The organism is Actinomadura physcomitrii (assembly GCF_008923205.2).
In the GTDB taxonomy this organism is placed as follows: domain Bacteria; phylum Actinomycetota; class Actinomycetes; order Streptosporangiales; family Streptosporangiaceae; genus Spirillospora; species Spirillospora physcomitrii.
Genome location: NZ_WBMS02000043.1, coordinates 27653 through 44695 on the forward strand (window position 1 = coordinate 27653; position 17043 = coordinate 44695).

Genomic DNA, 17043 nt, shown 5'->3' on the forward strand with positions numbered 1-17043 from the left:
ATGCGGGGCCTCAGGCGGCCAGGAACTCCAGCAGGTCCTGGTTGAAGCGCTCCTTGTCGCCCGGCACCATCGCCAGGCCGTGCGAGGCGCCCTCGTAGACCTTCAGCGTCGCGTCCGGGACGATCCGCGCCGACTTGCGGGCGGTCGCGTCGATCGGGACGATCTGGTCGTCGTCGCCGTGCACGATCAGCGTCGGGACGTCGATCTTCTTCAGGTCGTCGGTGAAGTCGGTCTCGGCGAACGCCGTCGTGCAGTCCACGCCCGCCTTGACGCTCTCGTGCATCGCCATGAACCAGAACGCGTCCCGGTTGCCCTGCGTCGCCCGCGCGTCCGGGCGGTTGGCGCCGAAGAAGCTCTCCGACATCTCCCGCCAGAACTGCGAGCGCTCCCGCAGGATCCCGGCCTTGATGTCCTCGAACACCTGCGCCGGGACGCCCTCGGGATTGGCGTCGGTCCGCAGCATCAGCGGCGGGATCGCCGACAGCAGCACGACCTTGGCGACCCGCGCCGTGCCGTGCCGGCCGATGTAGCGGGCCAGCTCCCCGCCGCCCATCGAATGCGCCACCAGCGTGACGTCCCGCAGGTCCAGGGCGCCGAGCAGGTCGGCGAGGTCGTCGGCGAAGGTGTCGAAGTCGTAGCCCTCCCACGGATGCGACGAGCGGCCGTGCCCGCGCCGGTCATGGGCGATGCCGCGGTAGCCCGCGTCGGCCACCGCCTTCAGCTGGTCCTCCCACGCGTCGGCGTTCAGCGGCCAGCCGTGCACGAACACCACCGCAGCGCCCGACCCCCAGTCCTTGAAGAAGATCTCGTTGCCGTCGCGCGTCGTGACGAACCCCATCCCATGACCCCCAGACGTGTCGGTGCGTTCCGCCGGGCGTTCCCGCGCACGCGCGCCGCTACCCCGATCGCGGGTCGACCTTTCTTTACGCACCGGACGCGACCGGCGCCCGGCGGCGGCTGAAGTCTCGGCAAAGGCGGGCGCGTGCGGACGGGAACGCACGGCGGGCGCGGCTAGCGTGCGGCCATGCCGCAGACGCCCGGCGACAGGCCCGCGCCGCCGGACGGCCCGGGGGGACGGCCCGGCCCCCGGCGGATGCCGCCGTGGCTGCCCCGCGCGTTCGTGCTCGCCGGCGCGGTCGTGCTGGCGTTCATGGCGCTGCTGTGGCTGCTGGAGCGGCTGCGCGGGCTGCTGCTGCTCGTGCTGGTCTCGCTGTTCCTGGCGTTCGCGATCGAACCGGCGGTGAACCGGCTCGCCGCCCGCGGGTGGCGGCGCGGCGCCGCCACCGGGCTGATGTTCGCGGTGATCGGCGTGCTGCTCGCCGGGTTCCTCGGCGGCATCGGATCGCTGCTGGCCGCCCAGGCCACCCACCTGATCAACGGGTTCCCCGGCTACGTCCGGCACGTCATCGACTGGATCAACGCGACCTTCGGCACCCGCCTGTCGCGCGACACCCTGTTCCAGCGGCTCCCCACGGTGACGGGCACGCTGTCGCGGCACCTGTCGGACCTGGCGCGGAACGTGTGGGGGATCGGCGCCACCGCCTTCGGCGTGGTCTTCAAGGGCCTCGGGGTGCTGCTGTTCACCTTCTACCTGTCGGCGCAGGGCCCCCAGCTGCGCCGCACGGTGTGCTCGCTGCTGCCGCCGCACCGCCAGCGGACCGTGCTGCGGGCCTGGGAGATCGCGATCGACAAGACCGGCGGCTACATCTACTCCCGCGCGCTGCTGGCGCTGATCTCCGCCGTCGCGCACTACATCGCGCTGATCGCGCTCGGCGTGCCGTACGCGGCGACGCTGGCGCTGTGGGTGGGGGTGGTCTCCCAGTTCATCCCGGCGGTCGGCACCTACCTGGCGGGCGCGGTGCCGGTGCTGATCGCGCTGACCCGCTCGCCGTCGACCGCGCTGTGGATCCTGCTGTTCATCATCGCCTACCAGCAGGTGGAGAACTACCTGCTGCAGCCCCGCATCACCGCCCGGACGCTGGACATGCACCCCGCGGTCGCGTTCGGGCTGGTGCTGGCCGGGGTCGCGGTGGCCGGGCCGGTCGGCGCGGTGGTGGCGCTGCCGTTCGGCGCGAGCGTGCAGGCGTTCGCCGGCGCCTACGTCCGCCGCTACGAGGTGGAGGAGCACACGCTGACCCGCACGGCCCCGCCCCGGCGCCCGCGGCGGACGCCCCCGCGGTGGCTCGACCGGCTCCGGCACCGCAAATGACCCCCGGTCCGGCGGTCCGCGGGCGGCTTTACCGGCAGCGGGACGAATCCGGCCCGCATCGTCGGCCTTTGCCGTGGACGAGCCCGCCCCGCGGGGTTAGCGTGCCGACAGAACCTTGATCAATTGGCAGCTCGGGGGCGGAGGGAGCCGTCATGCACCTGCCCCGCACGCACCGTCCTCCCAGGCATGCGGCCCACCGGACCCGCGCCCGCCGCGCCGTCGCCGGACTGGCCGCGGCCGCGCTCGCCGCCGCCGCGCTCACCGCCCCGGCCGCCCGCGCCCAGACCACCGGACGCCACGCCGGCAAGGACCCGCGGCTGCTGCGGCTGCTGCACTCGATGAGCCTGCAGGACAAGGCCGCCCAGCTGTTCGTCCTGCAGGTCTACGGCAAGAGCGCCGACACCGCGGACCCCGCCGACGTCGCCGCCAACCGCAAGCTGTACGGCGTCGACAACGCCGCGCAGATCGTCGCCCGCTACCACCCCGGCGGGTTCATCTACTACGCGAACAACGTCACCGACCCCCGCCAGGTCGCCGGCCTGTCCAACGGCATCCAGCGCGCCGCGATGGCCCAGCCGCACCAGGTCCCCGAGACGATCGCCACCGACCAGGAAGGCGGCATCGTCGCGCGGATCCAGCCGCCCGCCACCCAGTCGCCCGGCGGCATGGCGCTGGCCGCCGGACGCTCCGCCGGCGACGCCCGCGCCCTCGCCCGCATCACCGGGCAGGAGCTGCGCGCCATCGGCGTCGACCAGGACTACGCGCCCGACGCCGACGTCAACGTCGATCCCGCCAACCCCGTCATCGGCGTCCGCTCCTTCGGCTCCGACCCCGCGCTGGTGTCCTCCATGGTCACCGCGCAGATCCGCGGCTACCGGGCCGGGGGCGTGACCGCCACCGCCAAGCACTTCCCCGGGCACGGCGACACCACCACCGACAGCCACACCGGCGTCCCGCGCATCGGCCACACCCGCGCCGAGTGGGAGCGGCTCGACCTGCCGCCGTTCCGCGCCGCGATCGCCGCCGGCGTCGACTCGATCATGACCGCGCACATCATCGTGCCCGCCCTCGACCCGTCCGGGGACCCGGCCACCCTGTCCGAGCCGATCCTCACCGGCATCCTGCGGAACCGGCTGCACTACGACGGCGTCATCGTCACCGACGCCCTGGACATGCAGGGCGTCCGCGACAAGTACGGCGACGAGCGCATCCCCGTCCTCGCCCTCAAGGCGGGCGCGGACATGTTGCTCAAACCGCCCGCCGACGCCTCCGGCAACGGCGTGTTCACCCGCCAGCTCGCCGCCGTCGTCAACGCCGTCGAGACCGGCGAGATCAGCGAGCGGCGCCTCGACGCGTCGGTGTACCGGGTGCTGGCCCTCAAGCAGAAGCGCGGCCTGTTCCGCGACCCCTACGCCGACCCCTCCCGCATCGGCGGCACCGTCGGCACCCGCGCGCACCTCGCCGCCGCGCAGCGCGCCGCCGACCGCACCACCACCCTGGTCAAGAACGACGCCGGCCTGCTGCCGCTGAAGGCCGGCCCCCGCAAGGTCCTGGTCGCCGGATGGGCCACCGCCTCCAGCACCGCCGGGCTCGCCGCCGGCATCGCCGGACACGGCGCCGCCACCACCGTCCGCAGCACCGGCCTCAGCCCCACCCAGCAGCAGATCGACGACGCCGTCGCCGCCGCCTCCGGCCAGGACCTCGTCGTCGCCGTCACCAACCGCGCCTGGGACGTCGCCACCGAACCCGGCCACCAGGGCCCCGGGCAGGCGAACCTCGTCAAGGCGCTGGTCGCCACCGGCAAGCCCGTCGTGGTGATCGCCGTCCGCGACCCCTACGACATCGCCTACTTCCCCGAGGCCGCCACCTACCTGGCCACCTACTCCTACACCGCAGAAGCGCAGCGCTCGGCCGTCAAGACCCTGTTCGGCGAGAACGACCCGCGGGGCAGGCTGCCCGTCGCCATCCCCACCCGCGACGACCCCGGCACCGCCCTCTACCCCTTCGGCCACGGCCTGAGCTACAGCCGCTGAACCCGCCGCTCATACCGACGGCGACGGCCCGGTCCCGGGGACGACAGCCGCGGCCGTCCCCGGGACCGGGCCGGGCAGGGGCGTTGAGGAAAGGCGGCGGAGCGTCAGCGGCGCCGCGCGGCGGCGGCCACCTGCTTGGCGCCGATCGCCTTCATCATCGTCGGCCAGATCTTGGTGGCCTCGCGGATCCACGCGGGCCAGTTGTGCCGGCCGTCGCCGTAGATGTCGGCGGTGTAGGGCACCTTCAGCTCGTCCAGGTGCTTCTTGAACTCCTTGTTGTCCGCGCCGACCGCGATCTCGCTCAGCAGGCCGATGTCCCACGGCGCCACGTCCGGGTCGCCGGGGCCGGGCTTGCCGGTCGTCCCGGCGGAGAAGAACAGCTGCGTCCCGCGCAGCTTGTCGGCCAGCGCGTAGGGGTCGTGGGCCGCCCAGTTGGCGTCGTCGGCCCACGGGATGCCCCAGATCGCGAACGGGTCCTGCCCGTTGCCGGCGTTGGTGAGCATCAGCATCGCCGGCATCCCCGCCGACCGCAGCGACAGCGTGCCGCTCAGCGACGCGGCGTACTTGAACAGGCCCGGGTGGCGGGCCGCGTAGGCGAACGCGCCCTGCCCGCCGGAGGAGTTTCCGATCACCGCGCGGACCGCGCCCGCGCCGTAGTTGCGCTCCATCAGCTGGCGCACCTCGGCGGTGTGGAAGGTCTCCCACTTGGGAGTCCCGCCCTTGCCGTAGTTGTACCAGTCGGTGTACGAGCCGTTCTCGCCCTCGGGCATGACGACCAGCACGTCGTACTTGGCCGCCCAGGCCTCGATGTCGGTGTTCTTGGTCCAGGAGGTGTAGTTGTCCTGGCCGCCGTGGAGCGCGTACAGCACCGGCCACGTGCGCGCCGCCCCGCGCTGCCAGTCCTTGGGCAGCAGGATCCGGGTCTTCACCGACTTGCCGAGCGCCGGGGAGGAGATGGTGACGTCCACCTCGTGGTCGGCGACCTTGGTCTCCTGGGTGATCCGCGCCCCGTCGTCCGCCTTGGCCGGGGAGGTGTCCGCCTGTGCCGCTCCGGCGCCGGCGGCGCCGATCCCCGCCACCAGGACGGTGGCGGCGGCCCCGGCCGTCACCGAGCGCCGCCACTGGACGACCGCGAGTACCGGACGGCGGACAGAGGGTGTCATATGCTCACCTTGCGGAACAGGCCCGACCCCCGTGGCCGCGCGACTTCCGCCGAGTGTGCCGCCGACCCGCCGAATGATCTACAAGCGGGAGTAATAAAGAAGAATCCGGATCACTGTAGATAAGTGAGTCATTCGGCGGGTGCTGTGAGCGTCCGGTGACACTCGGGTCGGATGGGGTGATGGCGGAGGAACCCGCCCACCCGGCGGACGCCGCGGACCCGGCCGCCGCGAGCGCGAGCATGTGAGTCACGTCTCGGCGTGACCGGTCCCGCGCATCGGACAGGATCGAGGGATGCGGACGCATCGGCCGGGGGGCGGGCGCGCGGACCGGCGGCCGCCCCGGGCACTGGCGGCGGCCGCGGCCCTCGCCACGGCCGCGGCCGTCCTGGACGTGCTGGCCGGCGGCCCGCTGCGCCACCTCGACCAGCGGTCGTCCCGCGGCCGCGCCAACGCCGCCTCCGACGACCCCAGCCAATGCGGCTGGAACTGCGGACCGCGCCGCCGCCCCCACCGCCGCGAACCCCCCAGCACCACCGGCTCCGCGTCCAGCCCCTCCAGACCGACCGGGTCGGCGTCCGGGTCGAACGCCGGCACCGGGATCGTCCAGCCGCCGCCCTCCTCGGCGACGGTCTTCTCCAGCTCCGCCGAACCGCCCGGATCGGGGGAGTGGCCCGTGTCACATCCGGTACCGGACCCCGGCCGGTCCCGTCCGACGACCCGCGTCCTGGCGATGCTCGACCTGCTGCTGGAGACCAGCCTCGAGCAGGCGCGCCGCAGGATCCCCGCGACCGTCGCCGCGCTCACCGAGACCACCGGCGGCGTGGTGATGACGACCCGCGCCGAGCACCTGGACGGCATGGCGCGGATGCTCGCCGGGCTCGGCTGGCCGTTCGTGATCCGGCGGCCCGCCGAACTGCGCGGGCACGTCCGCGACCCCGCCCGCCGCCCGGACGAGCAGGTCGGCCGTGCGGGTCAGTCCTGCGCGGGCCCGTCGCCGGAACCGCCGGGCGCGTGCGCTGCGCGGGCGTCCCACTCCTCGCGCAGCATCGCGTAGATGACCTCGTCGGTCCACTCGCCCTTGACCATCTCGTTCTGCACCAGGTGCGCCTCGCGCCGCATCCCGAGCCGCTCCAGCACCCGCGCGGACGCGACGTTGCGGCCGTCCAGCCGGCCCACCATCCGGTGCAGCCCCAGGCCCTCGAACCCCAGCCGCAGCACCGCCTCGGCCGCCTCCGTCGCGAACCCCTTGCCGTGGAAGTCCGGATTGAGGATGTAGCCGATCTCGCCCTGCCGGTGCTCGCGGCTGCGCCACTGCAGATTGACCTCGCCGACCAGATCGCCCGTCTCGCGCCACTCGACCGCCAGCACGAGCCAGTCGCCTTCCTTCTCCAGCGTCGCGGCCGCCATTTTCTCGCGCAGGAACGACCGCGATTCCTCCCGGTCGCGCGGCTCCCAATAGAGGAAACGCGCCACCTCGGGAAGGGATTGGTAGGCGTAGAGGCTCTCCAGATCGTCTTCCCGGAACGGGCGCAGGGTCAGCCGTTCGGTCTCGATGGGAAAGGTGGGACGCAGCACGCGCCGATCCTATTCATCCGGCTCGCCGTTCGGCGACCCGTGGTTCCCCGGTAACCCCCAGGCCGCGCGCCGGCCGCATCGGCGTCACCTTCCGGAATCTAGGAGCGGGTCGCGCCGTCCCGGCCGCCCTCGCCGCCCGCGTTCTCGCCCGCGTCCCGGCCGCCCGCGACGCCGGTCTCGCGTTTCTCTTCGTCGCTGAACCCGCGGGTGTCGCGGAATTCGACATAGGGTTCGCGTCCGGCCCGCCGCCCGCCGGCGGCGATGGCGCGGCCGCGTTCGAGTTCCGCGTTCATCTCCGCGCCCAGCAAGATCGCCAGATTCGTGATCCAAAGCCATACCAGGAAGATGATGACGCCGGCGAGACTGCCGTAGGTCTTGTTGTAATTGGAGAAGTTCGTCACGTAGGCGGCGAACACCCCCGACGCCACCAGCCACATCACGATGGCCAGCACCCCGCCCGGGGTGACCCACCGGAATCCGCGCTTGGCGTTCGGCGCCGCCCAGTACAGCAGCGCGAACAGGAAGCTGACGATGATCAGCATCACCGGCCATTTGACGATGTCCCAGGCGGCTACGGCGGTCGAGCCGAGCCCGAGCAGGTCGCCGGCCCTGCGGGCGAGCGGCCCGGAGACGATCACCGCGATGACCGACGCCGACAGCAGCACCAGCGTGACGACCGTGACGCCGACGCGCAGCGGGACCGCCTTCCAGATCGGCCGGCCCTCGGGGATGTCGTAGATCGCGTTGGACGCGCGCATGAACGCGCCGACGTACCCCGACGCCGACCAGATCGCGGCGAGGATGCCGACGACCGCGACGACGCCGGCGCCCGCGCGGTTGTTCTGCAGCTGGGTGATCGCGTTGACCAGGACGTCCTTCACCGCGCCGGGGGCGATCCCGTTGAGGTTGTCGATGAGGTCGCTGGTGACCGACTTGCCGCCGAGCCCGATCAGCGACACCACCACGAGCATCGCCGGGAAGATCGACAGGATGGCGTAGTAGGTGAGGGCGGCGGCCCAGTCCGACAGGTTGTCGCGCTGGAACTCGCCGGCGGCGCGCTTGGCGGCGCGCCCCCAGGAGGCGGTGGGAAGATCGGTGGGCGCGGAGGGCCTGCGCATGCCGGTCGTCCTCTCTCAGATGTGCAGGGTTCCCCGGCCGGTCCGGCGCACCCGGATCGGAGCGCGCTGCGCGCGGCGCACCCGCAGCCGCACCGGTGCGTTGCGGATCGTGCGGCGCAGCCGCGCCTGGGGGGTGCGGCGGCGCCGCATCCACACCGCCAGCGCCGCGACGGCGCCGGCCGTGGCGACGGCGGCGCCTCCCTGGGCGGCCCTTGTGCGGGCCTGGCGGGAGGTGACGGCCCGCCGGGCGCGCCGCGCGCGCTCGCGGGCCATCTCCTTGGCCTGGTCGGCCTTGTCGCGGGCCATCGCCTTGACGTCGGCCCTGGCCGCCAGCGCCTCGACGGTCTCCCCGAGCTCCTGGCGGGCCCGGTCGACCTCCTGGCGCAACTCCTCGGTGCCGGCGTCGGCGCCGTGCCTGCTCTTGCTCTGGGCGGTCATCGGTGCGTCGCCCTCTCCTTCAGGTCGTGGACGGTCATGCGCGCCTCGTCCATCGCCCGCTCGGGCTTGGCGGGCGTCGCCCGCTTGGTCTGCGCCCTGCCGAGCAGCCCCAGCACGCCCGCGACCATCACCAGGAAGCCGCCGATGATGAGGGCCGCCGCCCACACCGGCAGCACCAGCGCGATCGCGGCGACCGCGGCGGCCAGCAGCACCGCCGCCCCGTACAGGCCGATCAGCGCCGCGCCGCCGAACATGCCGGCGCCGGTGCCGGCATGCCGGCCCTTGTCCTTCAGTTCCGCCACGGCGAGCCGCAGCTCCGCGCGCATCAGCTCCGAGACCTGCTGCGTCGCCTGCCGGACGAGCTCGCCCGTCCCGGCCTCGCTCCTGTGCCCGTCGAGGACCGCGGGGGCGCGTCCGGCGTCCCGCCGGGACGCCTCGGTGGTCTCGGCGGCGCTCTGGCCGTCGTGTGTCCGCAGGGTGCTCATGGCCTCAGGCTCCCTCCGCGTGCCGTCGTCTCCGAAGCCTGGCTGACCCGTTCCCCCTGGTGGCGACCTAAACGTGGGACGCGGCGCCGCAGGCGCCGGCTGCGGCAGGCACCGCCGTGACCTGGACGCCGGTCTGCCGGTCAGGCCGTGCTCACCCAGTCGACGCGGTGGCCCTCGGTCGGGTCGGGCGTCTGCCAGCGGCGGACGAGCCGGTCGATCACCGCGTCGGGCACGGGAGCGGCCCGGCCGCGGTTGCGGTCGCGCAGCACGGCGGGCGGCGCCTCCAGCGCCACCAGCTCCACCCGGCCCCGGTAGCCGGCGATGAGGCCGGTGCACTGCTCGCGCTGCATGCGCGACACGTTCGTGGCGTTCCACACGAACGAGCGCCCGGCGCGCAGATGCCCGCGGGCCAGTTCGGGCGCGGCGGCGGCGACCGCGTGCTGGTCGCCGGCGGGGGAGACGCCCATCTCGGCGCGCAGCCGGTCCAGGCTCACCCCCGCCAGACCGGGGTGCGGCAGGTGGACGGGCCGGCGAACGCGGTCAGCGCCGCCAGGTCCGGCAGCGTCCCCTCGTGCAGGACGGGCACCGACACCACCGGCGTCCCCGCCAGCAGCTCGCGGCGCCGCGCGGTCGACAGGAACGTCCCGTCGCGCTGGTCGAGGACGTCGAACTCGCAGAAGTAGTGGGGGAGCGCGTCGTAGAAGACGGTGTGCTTGGCGTACAGCCACTCGCCGTACATCACGTACCGGTCGCCGAGCCGTTCCCGCAGGACGTGCTGGACGGACGCCGCCCACGCCTTCAGCGGCCCGAACCGCTTCTCGCGGGGCCCGCCGGTCAGGTAGTGGCCGCGGCTCTGCAGCCGCAGGTCCCCGCCGGAGGAGAAGCTGATGCCGCAGTTGGCGCCGTCCAGCTTCTCCTCCACCACCAGGTACCGTCCGGCGATCGCCGAGAACGGCCGCGCGGCCAGGTCGTGGTCTCCCGGCTGCAGCCGGGAGCCCTCGATGTGCCGGGTGCGGGGGTATTTGCGGAGCATGCCGACCGTTCTCACGAACCGGCGCGGCCGTGCCAACCGGATTTCACCGGTTCGGGACGATGCGGGTGAGCGCGAACGCGGCCAGCCACAGCCCTGCGCTCGCCCACGCCAGCGCGTGCAGGCCCGCGGTGAAGTGCGCCGCGTCCGCCGCAGGTCCGGCGACCGCCCCGTACACCGCGACGCCCAGGGCCGTGCCGGCCTGCCGGGCGGTGTTGTTGAACCCGCCGGCCAGCCCGGCGTGCGCGGGCGGGACGGCGCGCATCGCCGCCGCGACCACCGCCGTCACGATCAGTCCGTCGCCGATCCCGATGGCCAGCAGCGCCGGCAGCAGCAGCGGGTAGGAGCCGCCGGCGCCGACCCGCAGCAGGCTGAGGCATCCGGCGGCGGCCAGCGCGGTGCCCGCGCCGAGCGGGAGCCGGGTGCCGAACCGGGCGGTGAGCCGGCCGCTGACCGGCGCCAGCAGCGCCAGCGGAACCGCCATCGGCAGCAGCAGCACCCCGGCGGTGAACGCCGAGTGGTGCTCGGCCTGCTGCAGCTTCAGCGTCGCGACGAAAAGCACGCCGTTGGTGACCAGGTTCATGGCCAGCGCGATCCCGTTGGCGCCGAGGAACGCGGGGGCGCGCATCAGCCCGCCCGGCATCATCGGCGCCGCCGCGCGGCGCTCGGCCCATAGGAACGCCGCCGCCGCGGCGGCCGTGACGGCGGCCGTGACGGCCGCCTCGGCGCGGTGCCCGTGGCCCGCGGCGATGACCGTCCACACCAGACCGCCGAGGGTCAGCGGCGCCAGCGCCATCCCGGCCCGGTCCAGGGGCCGGCGAGCCCCGTCCGGGCGTGCGCGGTGCGGCGCGCGGACGACGGCGAGGACCCCCGCGATCGCGGCGGCGACGATCGGCACGTTCAGCAGGAAGATCCACCGCCAGCCGGCGGAGTCGACCAGGGCGCCGCCCAGCAGCGGCCCGGCGGGCAGCGCCGTGGAGGAGATGCCCGCCCACACCCCGAGCGCGCGGGCCTGCTCCGCGCGGCCCGGATAGGCCGCGATGATCAGCGCGAGGCTGCCGGGCAGCAGCAGCGCCGCCCCGGCGCCCTGGACGACCCGCGCCGCGATCAGCGGCCCGGGGCCGTGCGCGCAGCCGCAGGCCAGCGACGCGAGCCCGAACAGGCCGAGGCCGATCAGCAGCATCCGGCGGTGCCCGATCCGGTCGCCGAGCGCGCCGCCGCCGAGCAGCAGCCCGGCGATGGCGACCGCGTACCCGTCGACGACGCCCTGCAGGCCGGGCAGCCCGGTGCCGAGCGCGCGGCCGATGCCGGGCAGGGCGACGTTGACGATCGTCACGTCCAGCAGCACCAGGAACATCCCGGCGCACAGGATCGCGAGCATCGCGCCGCGGCGCGGGACCGGCCCGGCGGTCGCGGAGCCCTCGCCGGAGGTCTGGGCGGTGGTGTCGGTCGGCGATCTCATGCGTCCACGGTGACCCGCGAACGTTTCGCCCGCGCTGGAACCTTTCCCGGGCCCTGCCGCGCGGAGTCTTTCAGCCGGGCACGATCCGGGCGAGCGCGCCGGTCTCCAGGGCGGCCCACAGGGCGCCGTCGGGGCCGAGCGCGATGCCGTGCGGCTCGCAGCCGGGCCTCGGCAGCGGATGCTCGTCGATGCGTCCCCCGCAGGTGATGCGGCCGACGTGCGCGGTGCCCCACTCGGTGAACCACAGCGCCTCGTCCGGGCCGGTGACGATCGCGTGCGGGCGCGCGGCCGGGTCCGGCAGCGGGAACTCGGTGACCTTCCCGTCGGTGGTGATCCGGCCGATGTGCCCGGTGCCGATCGCGGCGAACCACAGCGCGCCGTCCGGCCCGGCGGTGATCCCGACCGGCGCGGCGCCCTCGGTCGGCAGGGCGTGCACGGCGACGTCGCCGCCGGGCGCGATCCGCCCGATCGCGTTTCCCTGGTTGAGGGTGAACCACAGCGCCCCGTCCGGCCCGGCGGTGATCATGGACGGCATGGCGCCCGACGTCGGCAGCGGGAACTCGGTGACCTGCCCGCCGGTGGTGATGCGGCCGACGCGGTCGGTGCGCATGAGGGTGAACCACAGCGCGCCGTCCGGTCCGGCGGCGATGCCGCCGGGGCCGCCGGCGGGGACCTCGAACTGCGTCACCTGTCCGGCGGTGTCGATCCGGCCGACGCGGTCGCCGCGCAGCCCGGTGAACCACAGCGCGCCGTCGGGGCCGGCGGTGATGTTCATCGGGCCTGCTTCGACGGGGTCGGCGGGATGGAAGTCCGCCGTGCCGCCGGGGGCCATCCGCCCGATCCGTCCTTCGTGCACCAGTGTGAACCACAAGGCACCGTCCGGGCCCGCGGTTATCCCGTAAGGACCCGCTTCGGGGTCGGTGACGGTGAACTCCCTGATCGTGGCATGCGAACCCTGCGGCATGAACAGTCCCCCCTCGTCCGACTTGTTTCCGCGCGAGGGCGAGACTAACGCAACCGGAGTTGCGTTACGATCGGTCCGTGCGGATCGCCGGGCAGCGCGGGGCGCGTCCATGACCGCCGCCGGGCCCGGGACGGTCCGCCCCGGCGGCCGCACCGCGCGCATCCGCGCCGCCGTCCGCGCCGCCACCCTCGCCGAACTGGCCGAGCGCGGCTACGCGGGCTTCACCGTGGACGGCGTCGCCGCCCGGTCCGGCGTGCACAAGACCACCCTCTACCGGCGGTGGAGCGGAACCGACGGGCTCATCGCCGACGCCCTCGACCTGGCCGCCGGCGAGCCGTGGCCGGTCCCCGACACCGGCACCCTCGACGGCGACCTGCACGCGCTCGCCGGGCTCGTCCTGACCGGATTCGCCGACCCGGAGACCGGGCCCGTGGCCCGCGCGTTCGTCCAGGCCGCGGCGCAGAGCCCCGCCGCCGCGCGCGCCCTGCACGCGTTCTTCGCGCGGCGCCACGAGCAGTCCGCCGCCATCGTCGTGCGCGCCGTCGCACGCGGCGAGGCCCCCGCCGGCACCGACCCCGCCGAGGTCGTCCGGCTCGCCGTCGCCCCGCTGTACTACCGGCTGTTCGTCAGCGGCGAGCCGCTCGACCAGGCCGCGGCCGCGCGGGCGGCGGCCGCGGCCTGCGCCGCGGCCCGCGCCGGTCTCCTGACGACCTGACCGGCGCGGACCGCGGGCGCACGTCACGGAGCCGGGACGAGCCGCCGGATCGTCATCGGCTCGGCGTGCCGGAAGTGCGGCGTGGCGAAGTGCTCGTCCAGCGACGGCTCGATCAACGCCTCCAAGGCGGTGCGGAGCCGGTCCTCCCGGCCGGGCGAGGCGAGGCATTCGGCGACGACGGTCAACGGCATGACGCTCTGTCCTTGTCGACGGCGGGGCGGGGTCAGGGACGGACGGGGCCGCCGCCCGCGCCCTGCGGCTCGACGACGGCGAACGCGGCCACCTGTACCGCCTGGCACGCCCCTGCACCGAGCCCGCCGGCGCGTCCGGTGCGGCGCGGTGTCACGCGGGCGCGGGCGCCGTCCATTCCTGGTCCTTCCAGGCGGGGTCGAGCGGGGTGTGCGCGATGTGGTTGGTGTAGTTCGACAGCGTCTTCATGCCGATCCCGAGGACGATGTCCAGGACGTGGCGGCGGGTGTACCCGGCCGCGAGGAACGCCTCGACCTGCGCGTCGTCCACCCAGCCGCGCCGCTCGACCATCGCGGTGGTGAACACGCGGACCGCCTCCAGCGCGGGGTCGTCCAGCGCGCGCCCGCCGCGCAGCGCCTCGACGGCCTCGGCCGGGACGCGCGAGCGCAGCGCGAGCGTGGAGTGGGCCGCCACGCAGTACGCGCAGCCGTTCAGCACGCTCGCGGTGATCCACACGACGTGCTTGGCGTTCCTCGGCAGCGACGACCTGCCGAACAGCTCCGACAGCGCGTTGTACCCGGCCAGCAGCTCGGGCGACTCGGCCATCACCCCGTTGAGGGTGGTGACGAACCCCATCCGCTTCTTGGCGGCCTCCAGGTGGGGGCGCGCGGCCTCGGGGGCGTCGGTCTCGTCGTACACGGCGAACTCGGTCATCGGTTCTCCTCATCGGGGGTCAGGGAGGCGAGCGCGGCGTCCACGGACGCGGTCAGCTCGGCGGCGGGCGCGCCCGCCCGCGAGCGCAGGTTCACGCCGTAGGCCAGCAGCGCCAGGGTCTGCGCGGTGCCGTCGGCGTCCAGGCCGGGACGCAGCTGCCCCCGCCTGCCGGCGTCCCGCAGGGCCGCGCGCATCGCCGCGCGCAACCCGTCGTGGTGGGCGTCCAGGATCCGCCGGACGTCGTCGTCGGCGGCGCCGTCCAGGCTCGCGTGGGCGTTGGACACCATGCATCCCCAGCGTGCGTGCTCGCCGGAGCAGCGGGCGGCGATCAGCCCGGCGAAGAAGCCGGCGATCGCGGGCAGGCCCCGGCCGTCGGCCGCCAGGCGGTCGAACACCGGCCGCGAATGGCGCTCGACGTAGCCGCGCAGCGCCGCCAGGTACAGCTCGCGCTTGCCGCCGAACGTCGCGTACAGGCTGGACCGGCTGATCCCCGTCTCCGCCACCACCTCGGCGATGCCGGTGGCGGCGGCGCCGCGCCGCCAGAACAGGCGCACCACCTGCTCCAGCACCGCGTCGGGGTCGAAGTGCTTGACGTCGGGCATCCGCTCCCGCCTCCATGCCATCTTGGAACAGTCGTTCCAAGATGGCATGGGGGCCCGCCGCCGGCGCAACCCCTCGCGCCCGGGGCCGCCTAGAACCCGTGGCGACTGTCGCTCATCACCGCCTCGGCGGCGCGCGCCTCGGACGCGGCCGAGAACGGCGCCCGGCTCGCCGCGACCGCGTCCCGGGCCTCCTCGGCGACCAGATCGGCGTTGATCTGCGCCCCCGCCGTCGCCCCCGCCGCCGCGGCGGCGCCGACCTGGGCGGAAAGGTCCGTCACGTTGCCCGCGACCCACACCCCGGGCACGTCCGTGCGGCCCGCCGCGTCGGCGGGAACGTGCTCGCCCGCACCGGACGGATGCTCCACCGGCCGCAGCCCGAGCCCCGCGAGGAACCCGGCGCGGGCGGTCATCCGGGGCGCCACCACCAGCGCGTCGCGGGCGACCACCGTGCCGTCCGCCAGCCGGACGCCCGCGAGCCGGTCGCCGGCGATCTCCAGGCCGGCGACCTCGCCGTCCACCACGCGGACACCGCGCGCCGCCAGCTGCTCGGCCTGCTCGCCGGCCACCGGCGGCGCGGTGTGCGCGAAGACCACGACGTCATCGCTGAGCTGGCGGAACAGCAACGCCTGGTGCACCGACATCGGGCCGCTCGCCAGCACGCCGACCGCCTGGTCGCGTACTTCCCAGCCGTGGCAGTACGGGCAGTGCAGCACGTCCCGGCCCCACCGCTCCCGCAGCCCCGGCACGTCCGGCAGCTCGTCGGTCAGGCCCGTGGTCACCAGCAGCCGGCGCGCCCGGACGGTCCCGCCGCCGGCCAGGCCGACGGTGAAACCGCCGGCGTCGCGCGCCGCCTCGGTGACCGTCGCGGCCACCACCTGCCCGCCGTAGCGGCGGACCTCGGCGCGGCCGTGCTCCAGCAGCTCGGCCGGCGGCGTCCCGTCCCGGGCCAGCAGCCCGTGCACGTGCCCGGCGGGCGCGTTGCGCGGCGACCCCGCGTCCAGCACCACGACCGACCGCCGCGACCGCGCCAGCATCATCGCCCCGTTCAGGCCCGCGGCGCCGCCGCCGACCACCACCACGTCATAGGCGTCTTCCAGTCGTTCGGTCATTTCGACCACCTCCGCGGCCACTATGCGAACCGGAGGCCGAGAATCGCAAAGCTCGTTGCCGATATGGCAAACTCGCCCGTATGGACGACGACCTCGGCCAGGCGCTCGACGCGGTCGGCCCCCGCCTGCGCGCCCTGCGCACCGAGCGCGAGATCACGCTGGCCGGCCTCTCGGACGCGACCGGCGTCTCGGTGAGCACGCTGTCGCGGCTGGAGTCCGGCACCCGCCGCCCCACCCTCGAGCTGCTGCTCCCGCTGGCCAAGGCCTACGGCGTCACCCTCGACGAGCTCGTGGACGCGCCGCCCACCGGCGACCCGCGCATCCACCTGCGGCCCGTCGTGCGCAACGGCATGACGATGCTGCCGCTGACCCGCCGCGCCGGCGGCATCCAGGCCTACAAACTCGTCATCCCCGCGGGCAGCGAGCGCAGGCGGCCCACCCCGCAGACCCACGAGGGCTACGAGTGGCTCTACGTCCTCAACGGACGGCTGCGCGTCATCCTCGGCGAGCACGACCTGGTCCTGTCGCCCGGCGAGGCCGCCGAGTTCGACACGCGGCTGCCGCACTGGTTCGGCGCCGTCGACGCCGACCCGGTCGAGTTCCTCGTCCTGTTCGGCAGCCAGGGCGAGCGCGCCCACCTGCGCGCCCGCCCCAAGACGACGACGAAGTCCGGCTAACGCCCGCCCACGCCGCGCCCGCCCACGCCGCGCCCGCCCACGCCGCGGCCGAGTTCGGCGAGGCGGGCCAGCACGGGCAGCGCTTGCGCCAGCGCCCGCCGCTGCTCGCCGGTCAGCTGGCCGACCAGCGGCGCCAGGTGCCGCATCCGGTCCTCGCGCCGCGACCGGACGATCCCGCGGCCCGCCTCGGTGATGTGGACCAGCACGGCCCGCCCGTCGTCCGGGTCGGGCCGGCGCTCCACCAGCCCGTCGCGCTCCAGCCGGGACACCAGCTGGGTGATGCCGGGCTGGCTCACCTGCTCGGTCCTCGTCAGCTCGGTCATCCGCACGGTCCCGCCGGCCGCGAGCGTGTCCAGCACCGACAGCGTCGTGAACGGCAGCTTCTCCAGCATCGGAATCCGGATGTAGAACCGGTTGAAGCTCTCGATCGCGGTGGTGAAGGCGTCCACGTCCAAGGCGTCGTCGCAGGCGTCGGCCGAGGTGTCGTCCACACCCGAGAACCTATCGCCGTCGCCGGGACCCCGGACCGGCGAGGTGATCCTCGCCGGCCCGGCGTCCCG

Annotated in this window: 20 protein-coding genes and 1 pseudogene; 5 read left to right on the plus strand and 16 right to left on the minus strand. The window is 74.6% G+C overall.

The features are described from left to right. Positions 1-10 precede the first annotated feature (10 nt). On the minus strand, positions 11-838 hold the full coding sequence (locus tag F8568_RS37250; RefSeq protein ID WP_151598328.1) for an alpha/beta fold hydrolase: 828 nt from the start codon (positions 836-838) through the stop codon (positions 11-13). A gap of 186 nt (positions 839-1024) precedes the next feature. On the opposite strand from F8568_RS37250, the gene F8568_RS37255 reads away from it, so the two are divergent. Next, a complete protein-coding gene (locus F8568_RS37255; protein WP_151598329.1) occupies positions 1025-2209 on the plus strand; it encodes an AI-2E family transporter in 1185 nt (394 codons plus the stop codon). Between the two features lie 152 nt (positions 2210-2361). Continuing rightward, positions 2362-4242 carry a glycoside hydrolase family 3 protein gene (locus F8568_RS37260; protein ID WP_151598330.1) on the plus strand — a complete coding sequence of 627 codons (1881 nt, stop codon included), beginning with the start codon at positions 2362-2364 and terminating at the stop codon, positions 4240-4242. A 104-nt stretch (positions 4243-4346) separates the two neighbouring features. Here F8568_RS37260 and F8568_RS37265 read toward each other — a convergent pair whose 3' ends face one another. Continuing rightward, positions 4347-5405 (minus strand): alpha/beta hydrolase, encoded by a 1059-nt coding sequence (locus F8568_RS37265; RefSeq protein ID WP_151598331.1) that lies wholly within the window; start codon positions 5403-5405, stop codon positions 4347-4349. Between the two features lie 292 nt (positions 5406-5697). Here F8568_RS37265 and F8568_RS37270 point away from each other — a divergent pair, with 292 nt between their 5' ends. Continuing rightward, a complete protein-coding gene (locus F8568_RS37270) occupies positions 5698-6459 on the plus strand; it encodes a WYL domain-containing protein (protein WP_160573901.1) in 762 nt (253 codons plus the stop codon). Here the strand turns inward: F8568_RS37270 and F8568_RS37275 are convergent. The 8 genes and pseudogenes from F8568_RS37275 to F8568_RS37310 form a co-directional block, all read right to left on the minus strand. Next, positions 6378-6980: a GNAT family N-acetyltransferase gene (locus tag F8568_RS37275; protein WP_151598333.1), complete on the minus strand. Its 603-nt coding sequence runs from the start codon at positions 6978-6980 to the stop codon at positions 6378-6380. The genes F8568_RS37270 and F8568_RS37275 overlap by 82 nt on opposite strands. A gap of 98 nt (positions 6981-7078) precedes the next feature. Next, positions 7079-8098, minus strand: coding sequence for a YihY/virulence factor BrkB family protein (locus F8568_RS37280; protein WP_151598334.1), 1020 nt, complete (start codon positions 8096-8098; stop codon positions 7079-7081). Between the two features lie 15 nt (positions 8099-8113). Further along, positions 8114-8536 carry a DUF3618 domain-containing protein gene (locus F8568_RS37285; protein ID WP_151598335.1) on the minus strand — a complete coding sequence of 141 codons (423 nt, stop codon included), beginning with the start codon at positions 8534-8536 and terminating at the stop codon, positions 8114-8116. Then, positions 8533-9021 (minus strand): phage holin family protein, encoded by a 489-nt coding sequence (locus F8568_RS37290; protein ID WP_151598336.1) that lies wholly within the window; start codon positions 9019-9021, stop codon positions 8533-8535. The genes F8568_RS37285 and F8568_RS37290 overlap by 4 nt, the downstream gene beginning before the upstream one ends. A gap of 140 nt (positions 9022-9161) precedes the next feature. Further along, positions 9162-9515, minus strand: coding sequence for an AAA family ATPase (locus tag F8568_RS37295; RefSeq protein WP_407924506.1), 354 nt, complete (start codon positions 9513-9515; stop codon positions 9162-9164). A gap of 2 nt (positions 9516-9517) precedes the next feature. Continuing rightward, positions 9518-10054, minus strand: a pseudogene (locus F8568_RS37300) (RNA ligase family protein); the annotation flags it as partial. 43 nt (positions 10055-10097) lie between these two features. Further along, complete coding sequence (locus F8568_RS37305) at positions 10098-11513, minus strand: MFS transporter (RefSeq protein ID WP_236009875.1); 1416 nt, start codon at positions 11511-11513, stop codon at positions 10098-10100. Positions 11514-11583: 70 nt separating this feature from the next. After that, positions 11584-12477: a Vgb family protein gene (locus F8568_RS37310; RefSeq protein WP_151598337.1), complete on the minus strand. Its 894-nt coding sequence runs from the start codon at positions 12475-12477 to the stop codon at positions 11584-11586. 109 nt (positions 12478-12586) lie between these two features. Here F8568_RS37310 and F8568_RS37315 point away from each other — a divergent pair, with 109 nt between their 5' ends. Continuing rightward, complete coding sequence (locus F8568_RS37315; protein ID WP_151598338.1) at positions 12587-13192, plus strand: TetR/AcrR family transcriptional regulator; 606 nt, start codon at positions 12587-12589, stop codon at positions 13190-13192. Positions 13193-13215: 23 nt separating this feature from the next. Here F8568_RS37315 and F8568_RS47230 read toward each other — a convergent pair whose 3' ends face one another. From F8568_RS47230 to F8568_RS37335, 5 genes are all read right to left on the minus strand, one after another. Beyond that, a complete protein-coding gene (locus tag F8568_RS47230; protein WP_202125781.1) occupies positions 13216-13383 on the minus strand; it encodes a hypothetical protein in 168 nt (55 codons plus the stop codon). A 32-nt stretch (positions 13384-13415) separates the two neighbouring features. After that, on the minus strand, positions 13416-13559 hold the full coding sequence (locus F8568_RS37320; protein ID WP_160573902.1) for a hypothetical protein: 144 nt from the start codon (positions 13557-13559) through the stop codon (positions 13416-13418). Then, positions 13535-14095: a carboxymuconolactone decarboxylase family protein gene (locus F8568_RS37325; protein WP_151598339.1), complete on the minus strand. Its 561-nt coding sequence runs from the start codon at positions 14093-14095 to the stop codon at positions 13535-13537. Before F8568_RS37325 ends, F8568_RS37320 begins: the two co-directional genes overlap by 25 nt. Beyond that, positions 14092-14718, minus strand: coding sequence for a TetR/AcrR family transcriptional regulator (locus F8568_RS37330; protein ID WP_202125782.1), 627 nt, complete (start codon positions 14716-14718; stop codon positions 14092-14094). The genes F8568_RS37325 and F8568_RS37330 overlap by 4 nt, the downstream gene beginning before the upstream one ends. 68 nt (positions 14719-14786) lie before the next feature. Then, positions 14787-15806 (minus strand): NAD(P)/FAD-dependent oxidoreductase, encoded by a 1020-nt coding sequence (locus F8568_RS37335; protein ID WP_151598340.1) that lies wholly within the window; start codon positions 15804-15806, stop codon positions 14787-14789. Positions 15807-15886: 80 nt separating this feature from the next. Between F8568_RS37335 and F8568_RS37340 the strand changes: the two genes are divergently transcribed. After that, entirely contained in the window at positions 15887-16483 is a 597-nt protein-coding gene (locus tag F8568_RS37340; RefSeq protein WP_151598341.1) for a helix-turn-helix domain-containing protein, read from the plus strand. Here the strand turns inward: F8568_RS37340 and F8568_RS37345 are convergent. Then, the gene (locus F8568_RS37345) at positions 16480-16974 is read right to left on the minus strand and encodes a MarR family winged helix-turn-helix transcriptional regulator (protein ID WP_328601192.1); all 495 of its coding nucleotides are present in this window, start codon (positions 16972-16974) and stop codon (positions 16480-16482) included. The two genes, F8568_RS37340 and F8568_RS37345, sit on opposite strands and share 4 nt — an antisense overlap. Positions 16975-17043: the final 69 nt, after the last annotated feature.